This window comes from Salinirussus salinus (assembly GCF_009831455.1).
Taxonomy (GTDB): Archaea; Halobacteriota; Halobacteria; order Halobacteriales; family Haloarculaceae; genus Salinirussus; species Salinirussus salinus.
Map to the genome: position 1 here is coordinate 415,893 of NZ_WOWO01000002.1, position 20,486 is coordinate 436,378.

Genomic DNA, 20,486 nt, shown 5'->3' on the forward strand with positions numbered 1-20,486 from the left:
CACAGCGTCATGAGCGGGGAGTCAACCACACAGCGGGAATCCGAGGTACACGGCCACTACGTCGACGGCGAGTTCAGGGGCGGCGACGGCGACACGTTCGAGAGCCTCAACCCGGCGACCGGGGACACTATCGGAACGTTTCGGCGCGGGACCGAAAGCGACGTCCGCGCGGCGACGGAAGCCGCCGAGCGGGCCTTCGAGGAGTGGCGCGGCCTCTCCTACATCGACCGCGCGGAGTTCCTCTGGGAGGTGTTTCACGAGCTGCGCGACCGCCACGAGGAGCTCGGCGAGGTCGTCACCCGGGAGTGTGGCAAGGAGATCGGGGAAGGGAAAGCCGACGTCACCGAGGCCTGGCACATGGTCGAGTGGGCGGCGGGCAACGCCCGCCACCCTCACGGCGACGTCGTCCCCTCGGAGGTCGCGGGGAAGGACGCCTACATGCGCCGGAAGCCCCGCGGCGTGGTGGGCTGTATCACGCCCTGGAACTTCCCGGTCGCGATCCCCTTCTGGCACATGGCGACCTCGCTGGTGGAGGGCAACACCGTCGTCTGGAAGCCCGCCGAGCAGACCCCCTACTGCGGCCAGGTCATCGCCGAGATCTTCGACGACGCAGGCGTTCCACCCGGAGTCTTCAATCTCGTCCAGGGCCACGGCGACGCCGGTGCGGCCATCGTCGAGGACGACCGCGTCGACACCGTCCTCTTCACAGGGTCGGCGGAGGTCGGCCACGGCGTCGCCGAGCGGGTCGCCGCCCAGCCGGGGAAGAACGCCTCCTGTGAGATGGGCGGGAAGAACGCGCTCGTGGTCACCGCCGAGGCCGACATGGACATCGCGGTCCGCGCCGCCGTCATGTCCAGCTTCAAGACGACCGGCCAGCGCTGTGTCTCGACGGAGCGACTCATCGTCCACGAGGACGTCTACGAGGAGTTCAAGCGGGAGTTCGTCGACCTCGCCGAGCGGGTGGCGGTCGGCGACCCGCTCGACGAGGGCACCTTCATGGGGCCGCTGGTCGACGCCGAGCAGGTCGAGAAGTTCCACGAGTACAACGAGATCGCCCGCGAGGAGGGGGTCGACGTGCTGGTCGACCGTGCCGAGCTGGACCCGGATGGGGTTCCGGATGGGCACGGAGACGGGTTCTGGGCAGGGCCGTTCGTCTACGAAACCGAGTGGGACACCGACAAGCGGTGTCTCACCGAGGAGGTGTTTGGTCCCCACGTCGCGCTGGTCGAGTATTCGGGCGACGTCGACCGGGGTATCGAGATCCACAACGACGTGGCCTACGGACTGACGGGGGCGGTCATCAGCGAGGACTACCGGGAGGTAAACCGCTACCGGGACCGCGCGGAGGTCGGGCTCGCGTACGCCAATCTCCCCTGCATCGGCGCCGAGGTCCAGCTCCCCTTCGGCGGGGTCAAGCGGTCGGGCGTCGGCGCGCCCCACGCCCGGGAGGCCATCGAGGCCGTCACCGAACGGACGGCGTGGACCGTCAACAACGAGGAGGACATCGAGATGGCACAGGGACTCTCGGCGGACATCACCACGGAGTGAGCGCCTCGGCAGGGCGATACTGTATCGAAAGGCGAGGGGCGTCGAGGAGGCGACGGGAGTGGGCTGTCCGGACAGCCCGACGATGCCGGGTGGTCGGGAGCCCGCGAGGCCGAGCAGTGTGCCGGCGTCGACGTGAAAAGCGCCTCGCCGGCACCGGAACGGTCGGCCGCCGGAACTATAAATTCCCCGCAACCGTCCGCACGCTGGCCCGCCCGTCGGTCCGCACCGCTCCGATGGAGCGCCTCAGTACCGCAGGCCCAGGTCCTCGTGGAGCGCGCGCTCGAGGTTGTCGAACTCGGCTTCGAGGTTGCGCTTGAAGAAGCGTTCGACTCCGGGGAGTTTGCCGTCGACGACGAAGCGGTTGGTCAGCCGGGTGTCGCCGTCCCGTTCCTCGAGGGTGTGCTCGCCGACGACGCGCATCACCTTCGAGTTTCCGACGAACTCGACGTACCGCGGGGGGTCCCGCTCGCGGTCCTCGGTCTCGACACGGACCGTCCGGTTTATGACGGGGATGGGAAGCCTGACGTGCCAGACGGCCTTTCCGTCGCCGAGGTCCTCGTAGTCGGTCACGACGCTGATCGACCGGGCGCGCTTCTCGGGGTCGGCGATGAATCCCCACACGTCTGCCGGGGGTGCTGGCACGTCGACGACACGCTCGACCCGGACAGTCATGGACGAGGGTTGCTCCCCCGGGGTGAAAAACCCGTCAATCCCCCGGTCAGCTCCGCGTGACCCGCCAGGTGGTCGAGCGGGCCCGTCCCCACTTCTCTATGTCGACGTCGACCTCCTCCTCCTCTTCGGCGAGTTTGGGTAGGCGCGCACCAACCTGCTTCGACGAGAGCCCGAGCTGGCTGGCGATGTTTTTCGCCCGGACGTACGCCTCCCCGCCCGAGACTTTCTCGCGGAGAACCTCCAGGATCTTCCGGTCCTCCTCGCTGAGCTCTGCCATTGACGGATGTAGGGGCCGTACGCTCTTAACGGTTATTGGAGCGGGCGCGGACAACTGGCGTCTGCGCTCGCCCGTGGGCGTCGTCCAGGGTCACTCGTAGACGTGAAGGGCGGCGATGGCCAGCCCGCCGGCGAGCATCGCGACGGCCATCCCCAGTCCCGCGACCAGCTGCATGTCGCTGCCCCCGACGGCGTCCATGTAGGAGGAGACAGTCGTCACCAGGGCCGCGAGCACGGCGATCGTCCCGAAGACGAACGCGAGCCCGGTTCCCATATCCGACCGCCCCGCGAGTTCTGCCATACCTGGAGCCTTTCCCGACGGCCACTTAGTTCGCTCGGTTCACCCGGTCAGCCGGGAGAGCCGCCCGGCTGGTCGCGGTGTTCGCTCAGCTGATCGTGGTGTGGGCGTCCTCCTCGTTCTGTGCGAGGTTGGTCGCGATCTCTGCATTGCGGACCGCGTACTGGGCGGTCTGCTGGAGGCTCACGAGCACCTCGCGGGTCTCCAGCAGGTGGCGGTTGTCCATCTCCGGCAGGTCGGCGAGGATCTCCTCCTCGCGGTCCTCGATGTCGGCGAAGCGCTCGCGCACCTCGATGGTCGTGTCGAAGTTCCGGTCCACGGCGGCCTCGACCGCCAGCTCGGTGATCTCGTTGACCTCGTCCGTGAAATCCCGGATCCGGCGCATCGTGTCGTTGTCGACGTTGAGCGCGTTGTCCTCCGCGGCCAGCGCGATGTCCGCGATGTCCTCGGCGTTGTCCGCGGTGAGTTCGAGGTTCTTGGCGATCGAGCGGTAGCCGATCAGCGGAAACCCGTCCTCGAGCCCCACCGCCCGGGCCAGCGTTGGGTTCTGGTAGGCCGTGAAGATCAAGCGCAGGAGCAACACGAAGATCTTGTTGGCCTGGCGCTCCCGGTTGAGCGCGCGCTGGGCGAGGTCGGGGTTGTTGTGGGCCAGTGCCTTCACCGCCTCGTTGCGCATCGTCGACCCCGTCGACTCCAGCCGTTCCAGCAGGTTGTCGAGCGTGAAATCCTCCGGGTCAACCGAACACCGGATCGCGATGCTGTCCGGCGTCTCCTCGATCACGCCCAGCCCCATCAGCTGGGTCTCGGCGTTGTAGACGGCGTTGATGTGCGTACTCTCCAGCGTCTCCCCCTCGGGTGCCTCGACGTGGATGATCCGCCGCCCCAGCACGTACTGGGCGACGATGGCCCGCTCGACGGCGTCGGCGTCCAGCCCCTCGGCGCTGATCACCGCCTCCGTGTCCTCGGTCTGGACGGACTCGGGCATCACGGTGAGCGCCCCTTTCCCCCCGACCCGCAGCGACACCTCGTCGCCCTTCTCGACGTCGTGTGCGCCGGCCCACTCCGCGGGCAGCGTCATCGCGAGCGTCGACGGCCCCAGCCGCTGGACTTTGCGCGTCTCCATACCGACCCCTGGAGCCGGAGTGCCTTAACCTTATCATTACAGCCTAATATGCAGGGAAGACCGTGACCGATCTTGGGGTACCACTTAGGTCAGACGACCTCCACGAGCCGGGTCTCGAACCGGCCGACCCGGACCCGCCGCCAGCCCCGCAACTCCTCGTCCAGGTCGGGGTCGCCGGTGTCGACTCTGAGGACGCCGACCTCGGCCAGTTTCGCCCGGGAGGCCACGACCGAAAGTTCGGAACGCCGGAGCACAGCCGGCGATAGCTGCTGGTTTCCTCTCCCGAGCACGAACCCCTGGCCGCCGACCGGCGAGACGACCACGACGTTGTCCTCCCCCAGCGCCGCCAGGATATCCGACTCGGCGGCGTCGCGGGCGAGTACCTCGCCGTCCCGGTAGACGTCCACCCCCAGGGCGGTGCCGTCGATCCCCAGTCGCTCCTTGACCTCGCCGAGCGTGCCTCCCGGTCCCAGGACGTACGTCACCCCCGGATCCATGTCCTCGACGAAGCCCGCGGCGAGCCCCTCGACACTCCCGCCGGAGAGCTGTTTGCTCGCCTGGCGCTCCTCCGCGACCGGGACTCTCGCGACCGCCCGCAACTCCGTCCGGACCTCGCCGGCCCTGTAGTCGTCCTCGTCGATGTCGTTGACCTCGGCGCGTTCGGTCTCGTCGAACGTCGCCGCCACCCGGCCGGCGGCCTCCGGGGAGACGCCGAACACCGAGGAGTACACCTTCACGCCCGCCGGCACGCCGAAGATGGGCGTCTCGTCGTCCATCCCGGCGAGCGTCTCCGCGACGTCGGCTGCCGTCCCGTCCCCGCCGACGAACAGGATGATGTCGACCCCTTCCTCGACGAACTGCCGGACGGCGTCGTGGGTGTCTGTAGCCGTCGTCTCGCCGACCGTCGCGTCGGCTCCGGCCTCGGGTTCGCCCACGACGACCGGGTCCAGGCCGGCCTCCCGGGCCGCCTCCGCGCCCATGACGCCGGCGTAGGCCAGCACCCGGAGCGGCTCGCCGGTGGCTGCCATCGCCTCGAGGGCCTGACGGGCGCGGTCGGGTGCGCGCGGCTCGGCGCCCCGCTTGCGTGCCTCGTCGACCTTCCCGTCGGTGCCCTTCAGCCCGACCCGGCCACCCATCCCGGCGACCGGGTTGACGACGACCCCGACGGTGCGCATACCCGGGATTGGCCGACCGCGGGCAAAAGCGAACCGGAACGGTTTACACCCAGGGCTGGCAACCGCCGACCATGACGCTGCTGACCGCGGCCGGCGAGGTTACCGTGCAGACCGGCGTTATCGACGTCGTTGGCTGGGCGCTGACGCTGGGCGGGGTCTTAGTCACCGCGCTGTGGCTCCGCCACCTCTCCCGGTAGCCCCCCGGACTCCCGACAGTCCCGCCCGCCTACCCGGCGGGTTCGACCCGCTCGCGCAACCACGCCGCCGCGCTCGCGACAGCCCTCTCGTCGCTCCCTCTCACTTTCAGCCGCACCGTCTCCCCCGGGTAGCTCCCCACGTCGACGTCGAACTCCTCGCGGACCCGCGCCACCCGGTCGACGAGCCTGCTCTCGGGCTCGTCGGCCACGACGGTCTCGGTGTATATCGGTTCGCCCTCGAACCGGTCGGCGACGAGTTCGAACATCGCCTTCATCTCCGCCGGCACTCCCGGGAGGACGTAGACGGTCCCGATGACACAGCCGGGGGCGACCCCCTCGGGGTTCTCGAGCATCTCCGCGCCCCTGGGGATGTGTGCCGTCCCCTCGGAGAGGTCCTCGCGGGCGTAGCCGTCCTCGGCAAGCCACTCGTAGACCGCCTCGCTCTCGGCGGTCTCGGTCCCGAACGCGGCCGCCACCGCGTCCATCGTCAGGTCGTCGTGGGTGGGGCCCAGCCCGCCCGTGACCAGCACCGCGTCGTACTCCGCGCGGTACTCGTTGACGACCCTGGCGATGTCTCCCTCCCGGTCGGGGACGACGGTCACCCGCTCAACGTCGACGCCGCGGTCGGCCAGCTTCCGACCCAGCCACGCGGCGTTCGTGTTGACGGTGTCGCCGGCCAGCAGTTCGTCGCCGACGGTCACCAGCGCGACGCGCATACCCTCGGTAGGGCCGAGGCGGTGAAAGGTTCACCGGCTCCCGGCCGGGGCGGCCTGAAAAGGGGCGAGGCGGCAGACGCTACCGCATCCCGGGAGGCGGCCCGTCGTCGGTCGGGTCGTCCTCGTAGTCCACGTCCAGCCCCAGCTCCTCGCGCTTTTTCTCGAGCTGGCGGATCTGTCTGAGGTAGTAGACAAGCCCGCCGACCCCGAGGGTCACGGATATCACCGCGATCCCCCCGAAGATCCAGAGGTCGCGCTGGAGGTAGTAGCGGACGCTGATGGCCCCCTCCGAGAGGTCGTTCCACCGCAGCGTCATCCGGTCGTCGGCGACGCTGGTCTCGTAGCCCCCGGGGTCGGCGTGTGAGAGGATGGGGACGCCGACCCGGGTGCTCGGAGGCAGACGGACGCTGTAGGAGCCCTCGGCGAAGACGGGCAGAGTGAACTGGTTACCGACACGCTCGGCGGTGTAGCCGACCTTCCCGGCCTCCGCAGGGAGGTTGATCTGCGTGCGCTCGGCCTCCAGCGTCGCCGAGAGGTTCCCCTCGCTGGCGTTCACCACGGTGCCGTTGGGGTACCGGAACTGCAGCGCCGAGATCCGCACCGCGCCGTCGCCGCCGAGGGCGCTGCGCTGGTAGATCTCCAGCGTCGACGTGTTCGTGAGATTGACCACAGTCTGGTAGGAGGCGTCGCTCACGTCCACGGCCACCGTCGCGTTCGTCTCCCAGTCGTACTCGGCGTCCGCGCTCAGGTCCTCTTCCGGGACCTGCGTCGAGCCGGCACAGCCGCTCAACACGAGAAGCGCGAGCAGCCCTCCGAGCGCGAGCGTCCTCCGGTTCATGAGTTATGGCACGACGGCGAGCAGTTCCGAGCGGAGATACCCCCCGATACTCGCCAGCAGCCCCGGCGGGTCAGTCCCCTCGGCACAGACGATGCTCCCCTCGAGCAGGCCCAGCCGCTCGACGGTCAGGATGTCGTCGGCGTGGCCGGCGCGGTTGACCGTCGCCCGGATCTCGGCGCGGGTGGCGCTGTTGACGTTGACCCGTCCGGTCCCGCGGGTCCACTCGTAGAGGCGGTCGCGTTCCTCCTCTGCCAGCCGCGGCGGGTCGCCGTAGACGAAACGCAGCGGCAGGTGCTGGACGAGGCCGAAGCGCTGGCGGACCTGCGCGGGCGTCCCCTGGCCGAGCCCGAGTTCGTCGGCGGGGACCTGAACCTCCCGGCCGGCGTCGAGCACGAAGCCGTCGCCGTCCCAGGACTCGAGGGTCCCGACGTAGGTCTCGCCTTCCTCCAGATGGGGGGTGATCTCTCCCCACCGCTCCCGGAGGACGTTCCGGGCGGCGACGGCGTCCGGTCCCTCGACGGTCACCGCCGGGAAGCCGTCATCCCGGACGCCGACCTCGTACTCGACGTCCAGGTCCCCGACGTCGTCCGCGACCATCGAAGCCAGCCCGTCCAGCGCCCGCTCGCGGGCCTCGCCGTCGACGTAACACTTCGTTGCGAGTACGACCATCAGACCTCGGCGTCTGCGGGGTCGGTGTTGAGTTCGTCGCTGAGCGCTTCGATCCGGTCGTCCATCGCCTCCACGAGACGGGTGTTCTCCAGGGCCTCGAGGTCGCTGCCACACTGGGGACACTCGAAGCCGAAGTCCATCGCCTCGCCGAACTCGAATCGGAGGCCGTCGGTCTCACAGAGGTAGAACTCGTGGTCGAGCTCGTACTGCCGGCGCTCGTGAAGCCCGGCGAGCAGTCGCTCCATCTCCTCTTCGAGCTGTTCGGGGATGTCCTCGTACTGGAAGGTCCAGAGGTAGGTCAGCCACCCCGAGTCCTCGTCGCGCAGCCGCCGGTAGCTCGCCAGGTCGTTCTCGTAGAGGATGAACAGCGCCCGGCGGACGTCGTTGAGCTCCAGGCCCAGCTCCTCCGCGAGCTCCTCGTCGGTCACCTCGCCGTCCGGCGGGGCTGCCGCGACCGGCATCCCCTTGGGACCGACCAGCTCGTGGAGGTACTTCTGTATCACGGGGTCCTCGAGGAGTTCCTCAAAAGCCATTACCGAATCTGGAGGGTGTCACGCGGTTAAAACCATCGGGTCGTCGACTCCACCCACCGGAGCCGAGCGCCGCGGGCTCCCGCCGCTGCCCCGTCACTCGCGGTCACTCTCTCCCGCGCTCTTCGACCCGCTTGCCCTCCGCCTGCGGGACCACCTTGCGGTCGGCGTCCTCCCACTCCCGGTCGAGTTCGGCGCCCTCGAACAGCCGGTCCAGAAAGACCGCCAGCGAGGCGACTTCGGAGTGGGGCTGGTTCGTGACTGCGAGGTTCCAGTCGGCGGCCTCGTAGACGTCCCAGGGCACCTTTTCGGCCCCGACGACCACGAGCAGCGGCCCCGAGCGGTGGGCCTCGCGCACGTCGGCTATCTCCTCCTGGACTGGCAGCCCGTACATCGTGAGGTGGACGACTACGCCCTCCCACTCCTCGATGACCGCGACCGGGGAGTCCGTCGTATCGACGCCGAACGGGCCACCGAAGCGGTCGGTGATATCCTCCACGGTGTCGGCGCGGCTGGTGCCCTCGCCGGCGAGGATGACCCGGTCGGCACCCAGCGCCCGCGCGGTCAGGCCGACGTGGGTTGTCATCCGCTCGTCCCTGCCCGGGCGGTGGCCGAGCCGCAGGACCGCGACCTCGGGCGAGCCCCGCATCAGAGCCGCTCCTCGATGGCCGACCGGACCGTCTCGACCGTCGAGTCGCCGAAGCCGCTGGTGACCACCTCGCCGTTCACGACGAAGCCCGGCGTCCCCTCGACGCCCGCGTCGATCCCGCGCTGGCGGTCGCCCATCACGGTGTCAGTGTACGCCCGGTCCACGGCGTCCGTCCGGACCGGCTCGCCCTCGTAGTCGAGTTCGACGGCCACCTCGGCGTACAGCCCGGGGGTCTCCGAACCCAGCGCGTCCTGGTTCGCGAAGAGCGCGTCGGCGTACGTCCAGAACGCCTCCCGGCCGTGGCGAGTCTGGACTGCGCGGGCGGCGTTCGCGGCCTCGAAGGACTCGGGGTCGAGAACGGGGATCGGGAGGTCGCGGTGCTCGTAGCGGATCTGACCCGTGTCCACGAACGCCTCGGCGAGCGCGGGGTACCCGTTCTCGCTGTAGTCCCGGCAGTGCGGGCAGGCGAAGTCCTCGTAGACGGCCAGCGTCACGTCGGCCTCCGGGTCGCCCCTGACCGGTGGCGATAGCTGGCCGGCGGGGGTCTCCTCGCTACCGTTCCCGTCGCCGCCCCCGTCGCTGTTTCCGTCTCCGTTTCCGCCGCCTCCCTGGCCGTCGGTGGTCGGCGTCGACCCGCCACCGGTGCAGCCGGCGAGGCCGACGATTCCCGTGACTCCGGCCGCAGCGAGGACCTGCCGCCGGGTGGGCGTCTCGCGCATGGCGGGTCTCGGCGCCCGCCGAGGATATATCCTCCGACAGCGGGCGGTGGCGGTGTCCCCGAAATAGCCGGTCCCGGGGGAGAGCTTTTTCCTGCTGGCGCCGCGAGAGTCCGGTGATGAACCTAGAGGAGCATGCCGAGGAGCTCGCCTCCGACCTCGGCGTCGACAAAGAGGAGGTCAAACGCGACCTGGAGAACCTGGTGGAGTACAGCGTCCCTGTCGACGAGGCGAAGGGGAACCTCCGCCGGAAGTACGGCGACGGCGGTGGCGGCGACGCCACCCCCGCGAGCAAGGACGTCGCCGACGTCGAGACGGGCGACTCGAACGTCTCGGTCACCGCGGTCGTGCTCACGGTCGGAAAGCGGTCGATCCGCTACCAGGGCGAAGACCAGGTGATCTACGAGGGACAGCTTGCCGACGGGACCGGCCGGATCGACTTCACCTCGTGGGTCGAGTTCGAGTACGAACCCGGCGACACGCTCCGGCTCGGCAACGCCGGCGTCCGCGAGTGGGAGGGCGACCCCGAACTCAATATCGGTCAGGAAACCAGCGTCGAGACTGTCGACGAGTCCCTCGACATCGGCGCGGACGAGGTCGGCGGCGACAGGGGTCTGGCGAAGCTGGCACCGGGGGACCGCGGCGTCAACGTCGAAGTCACGCCCATAGAGGTCGAGTCGAAGGTCATCGACGGCCGTGACGGCGAGACGGAGATCCTCAGCGGCGTCCTCGCCGACGAGACCGCCCGGCTGCCCTTCACCGACTGGGACCCGCATCCCGAGGTCGAGGAAGGCGCGTCCGTGCGGGTCGAGAACGCCTACGTCCGGGAGTTCCGTGGCGCTCCATCGGTCAACATCTCCGAGTTCTCGACAGTCCGCGCGCTCGAGCGGACCGTTGAGGCGACGGAGTCCGCCCCCAGCCTCGACATCGGCGAGGCCGTCGACTCCGGCGGCCTCTTCGACGTGGAGGTGACCGGCAACGTCGTCGGCGTCCGCGACGGCTCCGGGCTGGTCGAGCGCTGCCCGGAGTGTGGCCGGGTCACGCAGGGAGGCCAGTGCCGCCAGCACGGCGCGGTCGACGTCGAGGACGACCTCCGGACGAAGCTCATCTTCGACGACGGGACCGGGACGCTGACAGTCGTCCTCGACGACGAACTGACCGCCGAGGTCTACGGCGGGGGCCTCGACGAGGCCCGCGAACACGCCCGCGACGCGATGGACCGCGAGGTCGTGGCCGACGCGATCCGCGAGACGCTCGTCGGTCGTGAGTTCCGGACACGGGGCTCGCTCAGCGTCGACGACTTCGGGGCGACACTCGACGCCTCGGAGTTCGCCGAAACCGACGGCGACCCCGCGGCCCGCGCCGAGGCGCTACTCGCGGAGGTGGGCGAATGAGCGACTCCGACGGGCCCGGTCGTCGGGAGGTGGCCCACCGGCTGTTCGCCGCCGAGTTCGAGGACGCCGACCTCTCCTACTCGGAGAGCGACGAGGAGCGCGCGCCAAACTACGTCGTCACGCCCTCCGGTGCCCGCGTGAACCGGCTGTTCGCCGTCGGCGTGCTGACCGAGGTCGAACAGGTCTCCGAGGACGTGCTCCGGGGTCGGGTGGTCGACCCGACAGGTGCGTTCGTGCTCTACGCCGGCCAGTACCAGCCCGACGAGCAGGCCTTCCTGGACCGCGCCGAGCCCCCGATGTTCGTCGCCGTGACGGGAAAAGCGCGCACGTTCCAGCCCGACGACGCCGACACGGTCTACACCTCGGTCCGCCCCGAGACGATAAGCGAGGTCGACGCCGATACACGGGACCGCTGGACGGTCGACGCCGCCGAGCGGACCCTCGACCGGGTCGCCACGTTCGCCGCCGCAGCCCGGATGGACGAACGCGGGGACGCCCTCGCGAGCGCGCTGGGCGAGCAGGGTATCGACGAGAGCCTCGCCGAGGGAATCGCCCTCGCGCTGGAGCACTACGGGACGACCGGCACCTACCTCGCCGCCCTCCGCGAGCTGGCGCTCGACGCCGCCAGGGTCGTCGCCGGGCAACGCGAGGAGGTCGAACCGCTCACCGTCGACCCCGGGGCGGGCGACGACGGGGCGCTCGCCGACCTCGCGGCGGACCTGGAGGGAGGCGAGGACCCGACGGAGCCGGCCGCGACGCCGGAAGCGGGGACTGACGTCGAGGACGAGACCGCCGCCACACCGACGGGGGAGGACGGTGTCGAAACCGCGGAGACGACGGCGTCAGCAGGGACAGACTCGGACGAGTCGACAGAGGCTGCGGAACCGTCGGCGGCGACGACGTCGGGAACCGCCGCGGCGACCGACGCGAGCGAGGCGGCCGAAGCGACCGGAGCCACCGAGGTAGCCGAGACCACGGAAACAGCCGGAGCGACAGCCGAGTCGACCGCGGGGTCGGACGCGACGGCGGAGGACGCGGGCGAAGCGACGGGGACCGAAGCCGTCGGCGACGCCGACAGCTCCGGGGACATCGGCGACTTCGAGGGCGGTGCCCTCGGGAGCGGCGAAGCCGAGGAGGCCGTCGACGACTTCGAGCCAGAGGAGTTCGAGCTCGACGAGGAGGAACGCGAGGAGATCGAGGAGGAGTACGGCACGGACTTCCAGAGCGGGGCCGAGGTCGACGAGCCCGGCGAGGCCGGCATCGAGACGCCGGACACCGAGTCGGAGATGACAGGAACCCAGAGTGAGGAGCCGGCTGCCAGCGGGGAGCCGGAGCCGGAGCCCGAGCCGGAGGCGGTACCCGAACCCGACACCACACCTGAGTCGGGTGCGGGGGCCGACACCGAAACCGGGACCGACGCCGGAGGTGGAGCCGACGACGGCGGCGGCGAGGACACGGCAGACACCGAGGCGCTCGAGGGTGAGGAGCTCGAGGACGCCGTCGTCGACCTGATGGGCGACCTGGACGAGGGCGACGGCGTGGCCCGCGAGGAACTCGTCGGGGCCGCAACCGAGCAGTACGGCGCCGACGCCGGCGCCGTCGAGGACGCCATCCAGGACGCGCTGATGGGCGGCCGGTGTTACGAGCCGGACGACGGCACGCTCAAGCCGATCTGATGGCGGCCGTCGAGCCGGTCCCCGGCGCGCCCGCAGCGGTCGTCACGACCGCGGGCGAGCGCCTGCTCGTCGTCGCGGACTACCACGCCGGCATCGAGGCGGTGTTGCGAAGCGAGGGTGTCGAACTCGACAGCGGCGCGCCCCGGCGCCGCGAGCGCCTGCTCGGGCTCGTCGCCGAGACCGGCGCCGACCGGCTGGTCGTGCTCGGCGACCTGACCCACGCCGTCGGCGACCCGTGGGGCGCCGAGCGGGAGGAACTCGCGGCGCTCTTCGACGCTCTGGGGGCCCCCACGCTGCTCGTCAAAGGCAACCACGACGGCGAGATAGAGCCGGTCATCGAAGACCTCGCGGTGGACGTGACCGTCGCGCCGGCGGCCGGCACGCGCGTGGGAGCTGTCGGCTTCGCTCACGGTCACACCTGGCCCAGCCCCGAGGTGCTGGCCGCCGAGACGGTCTGTACGGCCCACGAGCATCCGGTGGTGCGCCTGGAGGACGAGGTCGGCGGCGGCCGCAGGGAGCGGGTCTGGCTGCGGGGCCGACTCGCCCCCGCGCCGTTCCGCGAGCACCACGGCGAGGGAACCGAGGTGGGCGAGGAACTCGTGGTCTTCCCGGCGTTCAACGACACCTCCGGCGGCACGTGGGTCAACGTCGCCGGCCAGGACTTCCTGTCGCCGTTTCTTCCCGAGGGGCTGGCTGACGGGCAGGCCTACCTCCTCGACGGGACGCGGCTGGGTCGGTACGACCGGGTGTAAACCCGGGTAAACTCGAAACCTGACCGCTGCTATCAAAGGGAAGACAGCCAGAGCGGTTCTGTCTCCGCGGGGTCGAACTCCATCGCCTCGATGCGCGCGACGGCGGTCCGAACCGCTCCACCGGTCATCCCCTGCGGAGCGACGAAAACCGGAGCCGTCGCGTCCACCTCGGCGAAGTCTTTCACGTCGGTCGAGAGGATGGCAAAATCCTCTGTCTCCGCGAATTCGACGAGAGTGTCGTCGGGTGCCTCGGGTCCGATCGCAGCCACATCGCGGCTGTATCTGACCTCGTGTCCGTCGCCACGGAGCGCGGCGACGTATTCAGCAGGAACGTTCGCGTCTGCCAGGATCCGCATCCTCAATCGGCCCGCTCGCTCCGTTCGACTTCCCTGCGCTCGCTATCGAGAAGCTCTTTCGTCGCCTGTTCGCCCTCCCGGCGGGCGGCCGCAGCCTCTCGCTCCCGGGATTCGAACTCGTCGCGGTGGTCGTAGTAGTAGGCAAGGGCGCGGAACAGGTCGGCCATCGCGACATCGTACTCGCCCGCGACGACGTGAGGGTCCTCGCCGCCGTCGATGACGCGGCGCTTGACGTCGAGCACTGCGACCCGGGTCCCCTCGATCCGGGGCTCGCCGGAGCGAACGTCGTCGTCACGTACGATACTGGCCATATCGACCTCTAGCTCGTGGCCGGGTTTAATAGCTCGGACGGGGTAGCGTCGGATTCCTGCCCACCGAGGTGCGACGGGCTTTTTCGCTCGAGACACCTACGAACTGACGATGAGCGACGGGGAGATGCGCGAGAGCCGCGGGGAGGACGGCGCTTTCGGCAGGCTCGGTGCGGAGGTGCGTTCGGCCCTCTCCGAGCGGGGCTTCGAGACGCCAACGGAGCCCCAGCGCCGCGCCATCCCCCCGCTGGTCGAGGGCCGGGACACCCTGGTGGTTGCGCCCACCGGAACCGGGAAGACCGAGACCGCGATGCTCCCCGTCTTCGATTCGCTCGCTTGCGAAGAGCGGTTCGGTATCGGCGCGCTGTACATCACGCCGCTGCGCGCACTCAACCGCGACATGCGCGACCGGCTGGAGTGGTGGGGCGAGACCCTGGGTCTGGAGGTCGACGTCCGCCACGGCGACACCACCGACTACCGGCGCCAGCAGCAGGCGAACGACCCGCCCGACGTGCTGGTCACGACCCCCGAGACCCTCCAGGCGATGCTCACCGGCGAGAAGCTCCGGGTCGCCCTGGAGGACGTCGAGCACGTCGTCGTCGACGAGGTGCACGAACTGGCGGTCTCCAAGCGCGGCGCCCAGCTGACGGTCGGGCTGGAGCGGCTGCGGGAACTCGCGGGCCCCTTCCAGCGCGTCGGCCTGTCGGCGACCGTCGGCGACCCCGCAGAGGTCGGCCGCTTCCTGACCGGCGACCGCGGCTGTGAAATCGCCGAGGTCGACGTCGGCAGCCGCCTGGAGGTCGACGTCCTGGCGCCGGAGGTGACGGAGACTGACGAGGCACTGGCGAGTGAGTTGATGACCGACGCCGAGGTGGCGAGTCACGTCCGGGCGATCGACGACCTGGTGACCGACCACGAAGCAACCCTGATATTCGTCAACACTCGACAGACCGCGGAGGCACTGGGCTCCCGGCTCAAGGAGTACGGCACGGACGTGGGTATCCACCACGGCTCGCTGGCCCGCGAGACCCGCGTCGACGTGGAGTCGCGGTTCAAGGACGGCGAACTGTCGGCGCTGTTGTGTACCTCCTCGATGGAGCTGGGGATCGACGTGGGCCACGTCGACCACGTGGTCCAGTACAACAGCCCCCGGCAGGTGACCCGTCTGCTCCAGCGTGTCGGGCGGGCGGGCCACCGCCGGGATCTCGTCTCCTCGGGGACGGTCGTGACCAGCCACCCCGACGACGTGCTCGAGTCGGTGGCCATCGCCCGCCAGGCTCGCAGCGGTGAGGTCGAGCCCGCGGCCATCCACGACGGCTCGCTGGATACCGTCGCCAACCAGGTCGTGGGCCTGGTGATGGACTTCGGCGAGGTGTCGGCGATGCGGGCCTACGAGGTGATCACCCGCGCGTACCCGTTCCGTGACCTCGACACTGCGGAGTTCCGGGAGGTCGTCCGCGAGCTCGCGGGCAACCGCGTCGTCTGGCTCGAAGAGGAGGAAGACAGCATCCAGAAGCGGAGCGGTACCTGGCAGTACTTCTATCAGAACCTCTCGATGATCCCCGACGAGACCACCTACGACGTCGAGGACGTGGCCAGCGGCTCGCGGGTCGGGACGCTGGACGAGCGCTTCGTCGTCAACTTCGCGGCCCCGGGCGAGGTGTTCATCCAGCGCGGGGAGATGTGGCGGATCACCGAGATCGACGAGGAGGAGGAGACGGTGACGGTCTCGCCCATCGAGGACCCCGCCGGCGAGGTCCCCTCCTGGACCGGCCAGGAGATCCCAGTCCCACAGTCGGTGGCCCGGGAGGTCGGGGAGATCCGTCGCGTGGCGGGCGCGCAGCTGGAGGGTGCAGGGGTCGGAGCCGGCGTGGATGCTGTCGCACGTGACCTCACGCGCCGCTACGCGGTCGACGAGGACACCGTCGCGACCGGCCTCTCACAGCTCGCCGAGCACGCACCCGCTCACCCGGTCCCGACGGACAGCCGGGTCGTCGTCGAGCACACCGGGCGGGCAATCGTGGTCAACGCCTGTTTCGGTCACACGGTCAACGAGACGCTGGGTCGGGTGCTCTCGGCGCTGCTGGGCCAGCGGACCGGCACCAGCGTCGCCATGGAGGTCGACCCCTACCGCGTGGAACTGGAGGTGCCAAGCGGCGTCTCGGCGACTGACGTGGTCGAGTTGCTGGAGACGACCGACCCCGACCACGTCCACGGGGTCGTCGACCTGGCGCTGAAACACGCCGACTCGCTGAAGTTCAAGCTCGCCCAGGTGGCCGCGAAGTTCGGCGCCCTGAAGCGGTGGCGCTCCTACGGGCGCCCCTTCGGCAAGGACCGTCTGCTGGAGGCCCTGGAGGACACGCCGGTCTACGACGAGGCCGTCCGCGAGATCCGCCACGAGGAACTGGACGTCGCGGGCGCGGCCGACGTCCTCCGGCGGGTCCAGTCGGGCGCGCTGGCCGTCGAGGTGGTCGGCGAGCACACCCCCATCGGCACCGGCGGGCGCTCCTCCGGCCGCGAACTGCTGACTCCCGAGAACGCCGATGCGAGCGTTATCGACACGGTCAGGGAGCGCATCCAGAACGACCGCGTGATCCTCTTCTGTCTGCACTGCCAGGGGTGGGAGCACACCCGGAAGGTCGGCCGGGTCCGCGACCAGCCGGAGTGCCCGGAGTGTGGCTCGACGCAGGTCGCCGCGCTCAACCCCTGGGACGAGGAGACCGTCGCGGCAGTCAGGGCCGACGACAAGGACGACGAGCAGGAGAAAGCCACCGAGCGCGCCTACCGGGCGGCGAGTCTTGTCCAGAGCCACGGCAAGCAAGCCGTGGTCGCGCTGGCAGCACGGGGCGTCGGTCCGCACAACGCCGCCCGGATCATCAATCGCCTCCGCGAGGACGAGGAGCAGTTCTACCGCGACATCCTCGAGCGCGAACGGGAGTACGCCCGCACGCGGTCGTTCTGGTAATCACCGCGGGGGAGACCGGACCCCGCGCGGCCCGGTCGCGACCCGCACCCGGTACAGCACCGCCAGGGTGGCCGACGGGTTTATCCGTACATCTGTGGTGTTTCGTCCACGATGGCAACCGGAACACAGCCGACGGGCGGACGCAACGACCTGCCGCTGTGGCGGGGCGCGGCCGGCGGCGCGCTGGCCTTCCTTCTCGGGTATCTGGCGACCTTCCTGGTCCAGTCCAGCGACCTCCCCGAGGGCCTCGGGTCGCTCGCCGACGCGCTGGCCACGGTCGGCGTCTCCCCGCCCGCGGGCTGGCAGGTCGTCGGCTGGTACTTCCTCGGGGCCCACAACGTCGGCATCGACGTCTCGACGTCGGTAGCCGGCCAGTCCGGCTCCGGAACCGTCCTGGGCGACCTGGGGGTCCTCCAGATGGTGGTCCCGGTCCTCTTGCTCGTACTCGCGGGTTTTCTCGTCGCCCGGACCGCCGCTCCCCGGGACGCGACCGAGGGCGCCAAGGCCGGGCTGACCGTGGTGCCGGGTTACCTGGTTCTCGCAGTCGTCCTCGCGCTGGCCTCGTCGTGGTCGTTCAGCGAGAGCGCCGCAGGGGTGTCGGCGAGCGCGAGCATCGCGCCGGAGCTCCTGCCGGCCGTCCTGCTCGCGGGGGTGCTCTACCCGGCCGTCTTCGGTGCGCTCGGCGGGGCCGCCGCCGGCGGGACCGGCGGCTGACCCGCTGCGGCCGAGGTCCGAGCCGTCGCTGCTGTCTCGCCCCGCTCCCGAGAGGGGATATACCTAAGACGGTCGCGCCGGTGGCACGAGGCAATGCGACTGGAGGATTACTGGGGCGTCGGGCCCAAGACCCGCGAGTTGCTCGCGGAGAGTCTGGGGGTGGAGGCGGCCATCGACGCCATCGAGCGCGGCGACGTACGGGCGCTGACCGACGCCGGACTCCCGCGCGGGCGGGCGACGCGGGTCCTCCGGCACGCCCACGGCGGTGCGGCGATGGACCTGCTCGCCACGCCGGACGCCCGGGACGTCTACAAGTCGATCCTCGACATCGCGGGCGGGTACGCCGTCACCGCCGACGCCCGCGACCGGATCCGGGTTCTCACCCCGCTGTCCGACCGCGAGGCCATGGAGGCCCGGCTGGACGACGTCCTCACCGCCCGGGATACCTGGGCCGACCTGCCGGAGGTCGACCGCGAGGCGGTGCTCGCGGCCTTCGAGGACTACGACAGCGGCGGCGGCCGGCGCGCGGCCGTCGAGGCGGCACTCGCGCTCAAGGAGACGGGCGTCGACTCCGGCGTGTTCGCCCCGCTGGCCGACCTGGACGCGGGAACGCTCGAGGACGCGGCCGCGGCCCTCGCCGGGCTCGGCGAGTCGGGCGTCGGCGAGGGGGCCGACGACCGCCTCGACGGACTCCGCAAACAGTTGGGAGCCGTCGAGGACATGGCAGCCACGCCCGGGCAGGTGGTCGAGCGCGTCGGCGAGGGGGTCCGGGGGACCGAGGAACTCCGGGACGCCTTCGCCCGCGAGGTGACCGACGAGACCGGCGTCGACGCCGCCCGGGTCCGCGAGGCGATGGCGACCGACGCCGCCGACGCCCGCGCGTTCGTCGGCGAGACGCTCCGGAGCCTCTCCGACGACCTCCGGACCGCCGTCGACGAGCGCGAGCGCGAGGTGCGCGAGGAACTGGAGGGGACACTCGAAGAGGCCGAGGAGTCCGTCGAGCAGGCCGTCTCGGCGGTCGACGGGGTCGCCTTCGACGTCTCGCTGGCCCGCTTCGCGCTGGCCTTCGAGCTGACCCGGCCGACGCTGGTCGACCGCGACGTTACGGCCGTCGCCGACGCCCGGAACCTCTTTCTGGTCGACGCCGGCGAGAAGACACAGCCGGTCACCTACGCCGTCGGCGACCACGACCTGGCGGTCCCGCGGGCGACCGTCCCGCCGCGCCACCGCGTGGCCGTGCTCACCGGCGCGAACAGCGGGGGGAAGACGACGCTGCTGGAGACGCTGTGTCAGGTCCAGCTGCTCGCACAGATGGGACTTCCCGTCCCCGCCAGCGCGGCGGAGGTCGGCCCCGTCGACGCCGTCGTCTTCCACCGCCGGCATGCGAGCTTCAACGCCGGGGTGCTGGAGTCGACGCTGCGGTCGGTGGTGCCACCGCTCAGCGAGGGCGGGCGGACGCTGATGCTCGTCGACGAGTTCGAGGCGATCACCGAGCCGGGCAGCGCCGCGGACCTGTTGCACGGGCTGGTGACGCTGACCGTCGACAGCGACGCTCTGGGGGTGTTCGTCACCCACCTCGCGGACGATCTCGAGCCCCTGCCCGAGGAAGCGCGGGTCGACGGCATCTTCGCCGAGGGGCTGACTCCGGCGCTGGAACTCGACGTCGACTACCAGCCCCGCTTCGGGACGGTCGGCCGGTCGACCCCGGAGTTCATCGTCTCCCGGCTGGTGGCGGACGCGACCGACCGTGCCGAGCGGGCCTCCTACGAGACGCTGGCGGAGGCGGTCGGCGAGAGCGCGGTCCAGCGGACGCTGGCCGACGCCCGCTGGCAGTCCTGAGCGGCCGGCGGCCGCCGGGGCGTTGCGGACGCCGCGCGGCGTTTTCAGCCGCCGGGAGCTCCCGGTGGATTCAGGTGGGCGGGGGCCGAACGGTCAGTCATGCTTCCCGCACCACTCCGCAAGGCCGGCTACGCGTTCGTCGCCGCCTACGGGCTGTTCGCCGCGCTCGCACCGCGCCTCGCGAGTTCGCTCGGCGTCCGGATGGGGCTGCTCGGGTTCGATAACACCGCCGAACTCGAGGCCGAGGACTGGTACGTCCGGGCGGTCCGGGCGGCCGGCGTCGGTATGCTCGCCGCCGGAGGTGTCGGCCTCCTGCTCGAGGACCGCGCCGGCGGTGGCGACGACGAGCCGGAGTTCGACGCGGCCACCGACGACGAGGAGACGGCAGAGCCGGACGACGACAGCGCGGTCGACGTCGACATCGACGTCTGACGGCTCACTCCTTACGACTCGACGAGTTCACCGAGCAGCTTGCCCTGGGCCGCCGTCAGGTGCTCGGTGAACGTCGAGGGCCGAATGTCGAGCGCCGCCGCCACCTCGGTCGCGTTCGACTCGCGCGGGTACTCGAAGTAGCCCATCTCGTAGGCCGTCTCGACGACCTCGCGCTGTCGGTCGGTGAGCCGTCGGACGTCCACTGGGACGACCTCCGCCTCCTCCTCGTCCTCCCGTCCCTGGACGAGATATTCGATGTGGACCGCGCCGAACCGCTCGCGGAACTCCTCGAGCCGCTCGCGGAGGTCACTCAGGTCCTGGAGGTGAAGCGTGAGGTGCAGTGACCCGTCCTCGACGTGGACGTCCGACACCGGCCCGACCTCCTCCTGAACGACCTCGCAGATACAGCCGTCGGACTCGCGCTCGAACTCGTAGACCCGGCGGCTCCCGTAATCGAAGACCGGGTCGAACGCCCCCGCCTCGTCGATGTCGTCGCTGGCAGTCACCTGTTCGGTGACGGTGCCGCTCTCGTCTCTGTCCCAGGTGATGTCCGTGACCGGTCCGGGGACCGCGTCCGTCGCCTCGGCCACCGGGCACCCCTCGGCGTCGTCGAAGACCAGCTCGGTTCGGATACCAGGCATGG

At 70.5% G+C, this 20,486-nt stretch carries 23 protein-coding genes; 9 read left to right on the top strand and 14 right to left on the bottom strand.

Annotated elements, in window-relative coordinates; genetic code table 11:
- Positions 1–9 precede the first annotated feature (9 nt).
- Complete coding sequence (locus tag GN153_RS05255; RefSeq protein ID WP_159900551.1) at positions 10–1,548, top strand: aldehyde dehydrogenase family protein; 1,539 nt, start codon at positions 10–12, stop codon at positions 1,546–1,548.
- 243 nt (positions 1,549–1,791) lie between these two features.
- On the opposite strand, the gene GN153_RS05260 is transcribed toward GN153_RS05255, so the two are convergent.
- From GN153_RS05260 to GN153_RS05280, 5 genes are all read right to left on the bottom strand, one after another.
- Entirely contained in the window at positions 1,792–2,220 is a 429-nt protein-coding gene (locus tag GN153_RS05260; RefSeq protein WP_159900553.1) for a CoxG family protein, read from the bottom strand.
- A gap of 46 nt (positions 2,221–2,266) precedes the next feature.
- Positions 2,267–2,497 (bottom strand): DUF7123 family protein, encoded by a 231-nt coding sequence (locus GN153_RS05265; RefSeq protein WP_159900555.1) that lies wholly within the window; start codon positions 2,495–2,497, stop codon positions 2,267–2,269.
- 90 nt (positions 2,498–2,587) lie between these two features.
- The gene (locus GN153_RS05270; protein ID WP_159900557.1) at positions 2,588–2,797 is read right to left on the bottom strand and encodes a DUF7525 family protein; all 210 of its coding nucleotides are present in this window, start codon (positions 2,795–2,797) and stop codon (positions 2,588–2,590) included.
- An 85-nt stretch (positions 2,798–2,882) separates the two neighbouring features.
- Positions 2,883–3,917: a phosphate signaling complex PhoU family protein gene (locus GN153_RS05275; protein ID WP_159900559.1), complete on the bottom strand. Its 1,035-nt coding sequence runs from the start codon at positions 3,915–3,917 to the stop codon at positions 2,883–2,885.
- 89 nt (positions 3,918–4,006) lie between these two features.
- Positions 4,007–5,092 (bottom strand): ATP-NAD kinase family protein, encoded by a 1,086-nt coding sequence (locus GN153_RS05280; protein WP_159900561.1) that lies wholly within the window; start codon positions 5,090–5,092, stop codon positions 4,007–4,009.
- 71 nt (positions 5,093–5,163) lie between these two features.
- Between GN153_RS05280 and GN153_RS17760 the strand changes: the two genes are divergently transcribed.
- Positions 5,164–5,289, top strand: coding sequence for a hypothetical protein (locus GN153_RS17760; RefSeq protein ID WP_268893115.1), 126 nt, complete (start codon positions 5,164–5,166; stop codon positions 5,287–5,289).
- Positions 5,290–5,318: 29 nt separating this feature from the next.
- Here the strand turns inward: GN153_RS17760 and GN153_RS05285 are convergent, their stop codons facing one another.
- The 6 genes from GN153_RS05285 to GN153_RS05310 form a co-directional block, all read right to left on the bottom strand.
- Positions 5,319–6,005 carry a competence/damage-inducible protein A gene (locus tag GN153_RS05285; RefSeq protein ID WP_159900563.1) on the bottom strand — a complete coding sequence of 229 codons (687 nt, stop codon included), beginning with the start codon at positions 6,003–6,005 and terminating at the stop codon, positions 5,319–5,321.
- Between the two features lie 79 nt (positions 6,006–6,084).
- Entirely contained in the window at positions 6,085–6,843 is a 759-nt protein-coding gene (locus tag GN153_RS05290; protein ID WP_159900565.1) for a DUF5803 family protein, read from the bottom strand.
- Between the two features lie 3 nt (positions 6,844–6,846).
- Positions 6,847–7,512 carry a DUF2110 family protein gene (locus GN153_RS05295; RefSeq protein ID WP_159900567.1) on the bottom strand — a complete coding sequence of 222 codons (666 nt, stop codon included), beginning with the start codon at positions 7,510–7,512 and terminating at the stop codon, positions 6,847–6,849.
- Positions 7,512–8,045 (bottom strand): transcription factor, encoded by a 534-nt coding sequence (locus tag GN153_RS05300; RefSeq protein WP_159900569.1) that lies wholly within the window; start codon positions 8,043–8,045, stop codon positions 7,512–7,514. Before GN153_RS05300 ends, GN153_RS05295 begins: the two co-directional genes overlap by 1 nt.
- A 103-nt stretch (positions 8,046–8,148) precedes the next feature.
- On the bottom strand, positions 8,149–8,691 hold the full coding sequence (locus tag GN153_RS05305; RefSeq protein ID WP_159900571.1) for a tRNA (cytidine(56)-2'-O)-methyltransferase: 543 nt from the start codon (positions 8,689–8,691) through the stop codon (positions 8,149–8,151).
- Positions 8,691–9,410, bottom strand: coding sequence for a DsbA family protein (locus GN153_RS05310; protein WP_159900573.1), 720 nt, complete (start codon positions 9,408–9,410; stop codon positions 8,691–8,693). Before GN153_RS05310 ends, GN153_RS05305 begins: the two co-directional genes overlap by 1 nt.
- Before the next feature lie 116 nt (positions 9,411–9,526).
- Here GN153_RS05310 and GN153_RS05315 point away from each other — a divergent pair, with 116 nt between their 5' ends.
- From GN153_RS05315 to GN153_RS05325, 3 genes are read left to right on the top strand one after another with little or no spacing between them, the layout of a single operon-like run.
- Positions 9,527–10,801, top strand: a complete 1,275-nt coding sequence (locus GN153_RS05315) for a Single-stranded DNA binding protein (RefSeq protein WP_159900575.1) — start codon at positions 9,527–9,529, stop codon at positions 10,799–10,801.
- Positions 10,798–12,477: a hypothetical protein gene (locus tag GN153_RS05320; RefSeq protein ID WP_159900577.1), complete on the top strand. Its 1,680-nt coding sequence runs from the start codon at positions 10,798–10,800 to the stop codon at positions 12,475–12,477. Before GN153_RS05315 ends, GN153_RS05320 begins: the two co-directional genes overlap by 4 nt.
- On the top strand, positions 12,477–13,229 hold the full coding sequence (locus GN153_RS05325) for a metallophosphoesterase (RefSeq protein WP_159900579.1): 753 nt from the start codon (positions 12,477–12,479) through the stop codon (positions 13,227–13,229). Before GN153_RS05320 ends, GN153_RS05325 begins: the two co-directional genes overlap by 1 nt.
- A gap of 32 nt (positions 13,230–13,261) precedes the next feature.
- Here GN153_RS05325 and GN153_RS05330 read toward each other — a convergent pair whose 3' ends face one another.
- Together GN153_RS05330 and GN153_RS05335 are read right to left on the bottom strand one after the other, a co-directional pair.
- On the bottom strand, positions 13,262–13,585 hold the full coding sequence (locus tag GN153_RS05330) for a DUF5615 family PIN-like protein (protein ID WP_159900581.1): 324 nt from the start codon (positions 13,583–13,585) through the stop codon (positions 13,262–13,264).
- Positions 13,586–13,587: 2 nt separating this feature from the next.
- Positions 13,588–13,896, bottom strand: a complete 309-nt coding sequence (locus GN153_RS05335) for a DUF433 domain-containing protein (RefSeq protein WP_159900583.1) — start codon at positions 13,894–13,896, stop codon at positions 13,588–13,590.
- A 109-nt stretch (positions 13,897–14,005) separates the two neighbouring features.
- On the opposite strand from GN153_RS05335, the gene GN153_RS05340 reads away from it, so the two are divergent.
- From GN153_RS05340 to GN153_RS05355, 4 genes are all read left to right on the top strand, one after another.
- Complete coding sequence (locus tag GN153_RS05340; RefSeq protein WP_159900585.1) at positions 14,006–16,858, top strand: DEAD/DEAH box helicase; 2,853 nt, start codon at positions 14,006–14,008, stop codon at positions 16,856–16,858.
- A gap of 111 nt (positions 16,859–16,969) precedes the next feature.
- Positions 16,970–17,572 carry a transporter gene (locus tag GN153_RS05345; protein WP_159900587.1) on the top strand — a complete coding sequence of 201 codons (603 nt, stop codon included), beginning with the start codon at positions 16,970–16,972 and terminating at the stop codon, positions 17,570–17,572.
- Between the two features lie 93 nt (positions 17,573–17,665).
- Positions 17,666–19,411 (top strand): MutS-related protein, encoded by a 1,746-nt coding sequence (locus GN153_RS05350; RefSeq protein ID WP_159900589.1) that lies wholly within the window; start codon positions 17,666–17,668, stop codon positions 19,409–19,411.
- A 99-nt stretch (positions 19,412–19,510) separates the two neighbouring features.
- On the top strand, positions 19,511–19,843 hold the full coding sequence (locus tag GN153_RS05355) for a hypothetical protein (RefSeq protein ID WP_159900591.1): 333 nt from the start codon (positions 19,511–19,513) through the stop codon (positions 19,841–19,843).
- An 11-nt stretch (positions 19,844–19,854) separates the two neighbouring features.
- Here GN153_RS05355 and GN153_RS05360 read toward each other — a convergent pair whose 3' ends face one another.
- Positions 19,855–20,484, bottom strand: coding sequence for a helix-turn-helix domain-containing protein (locus GN153_RS05360; protein ID WP_159900593.1), 630 nt, complete (start codon positions 20,482–20,484; stop codon positions 19,855–19,857).
- Positions 20,485–20,486: the final 2 nt, after the last annotated feature.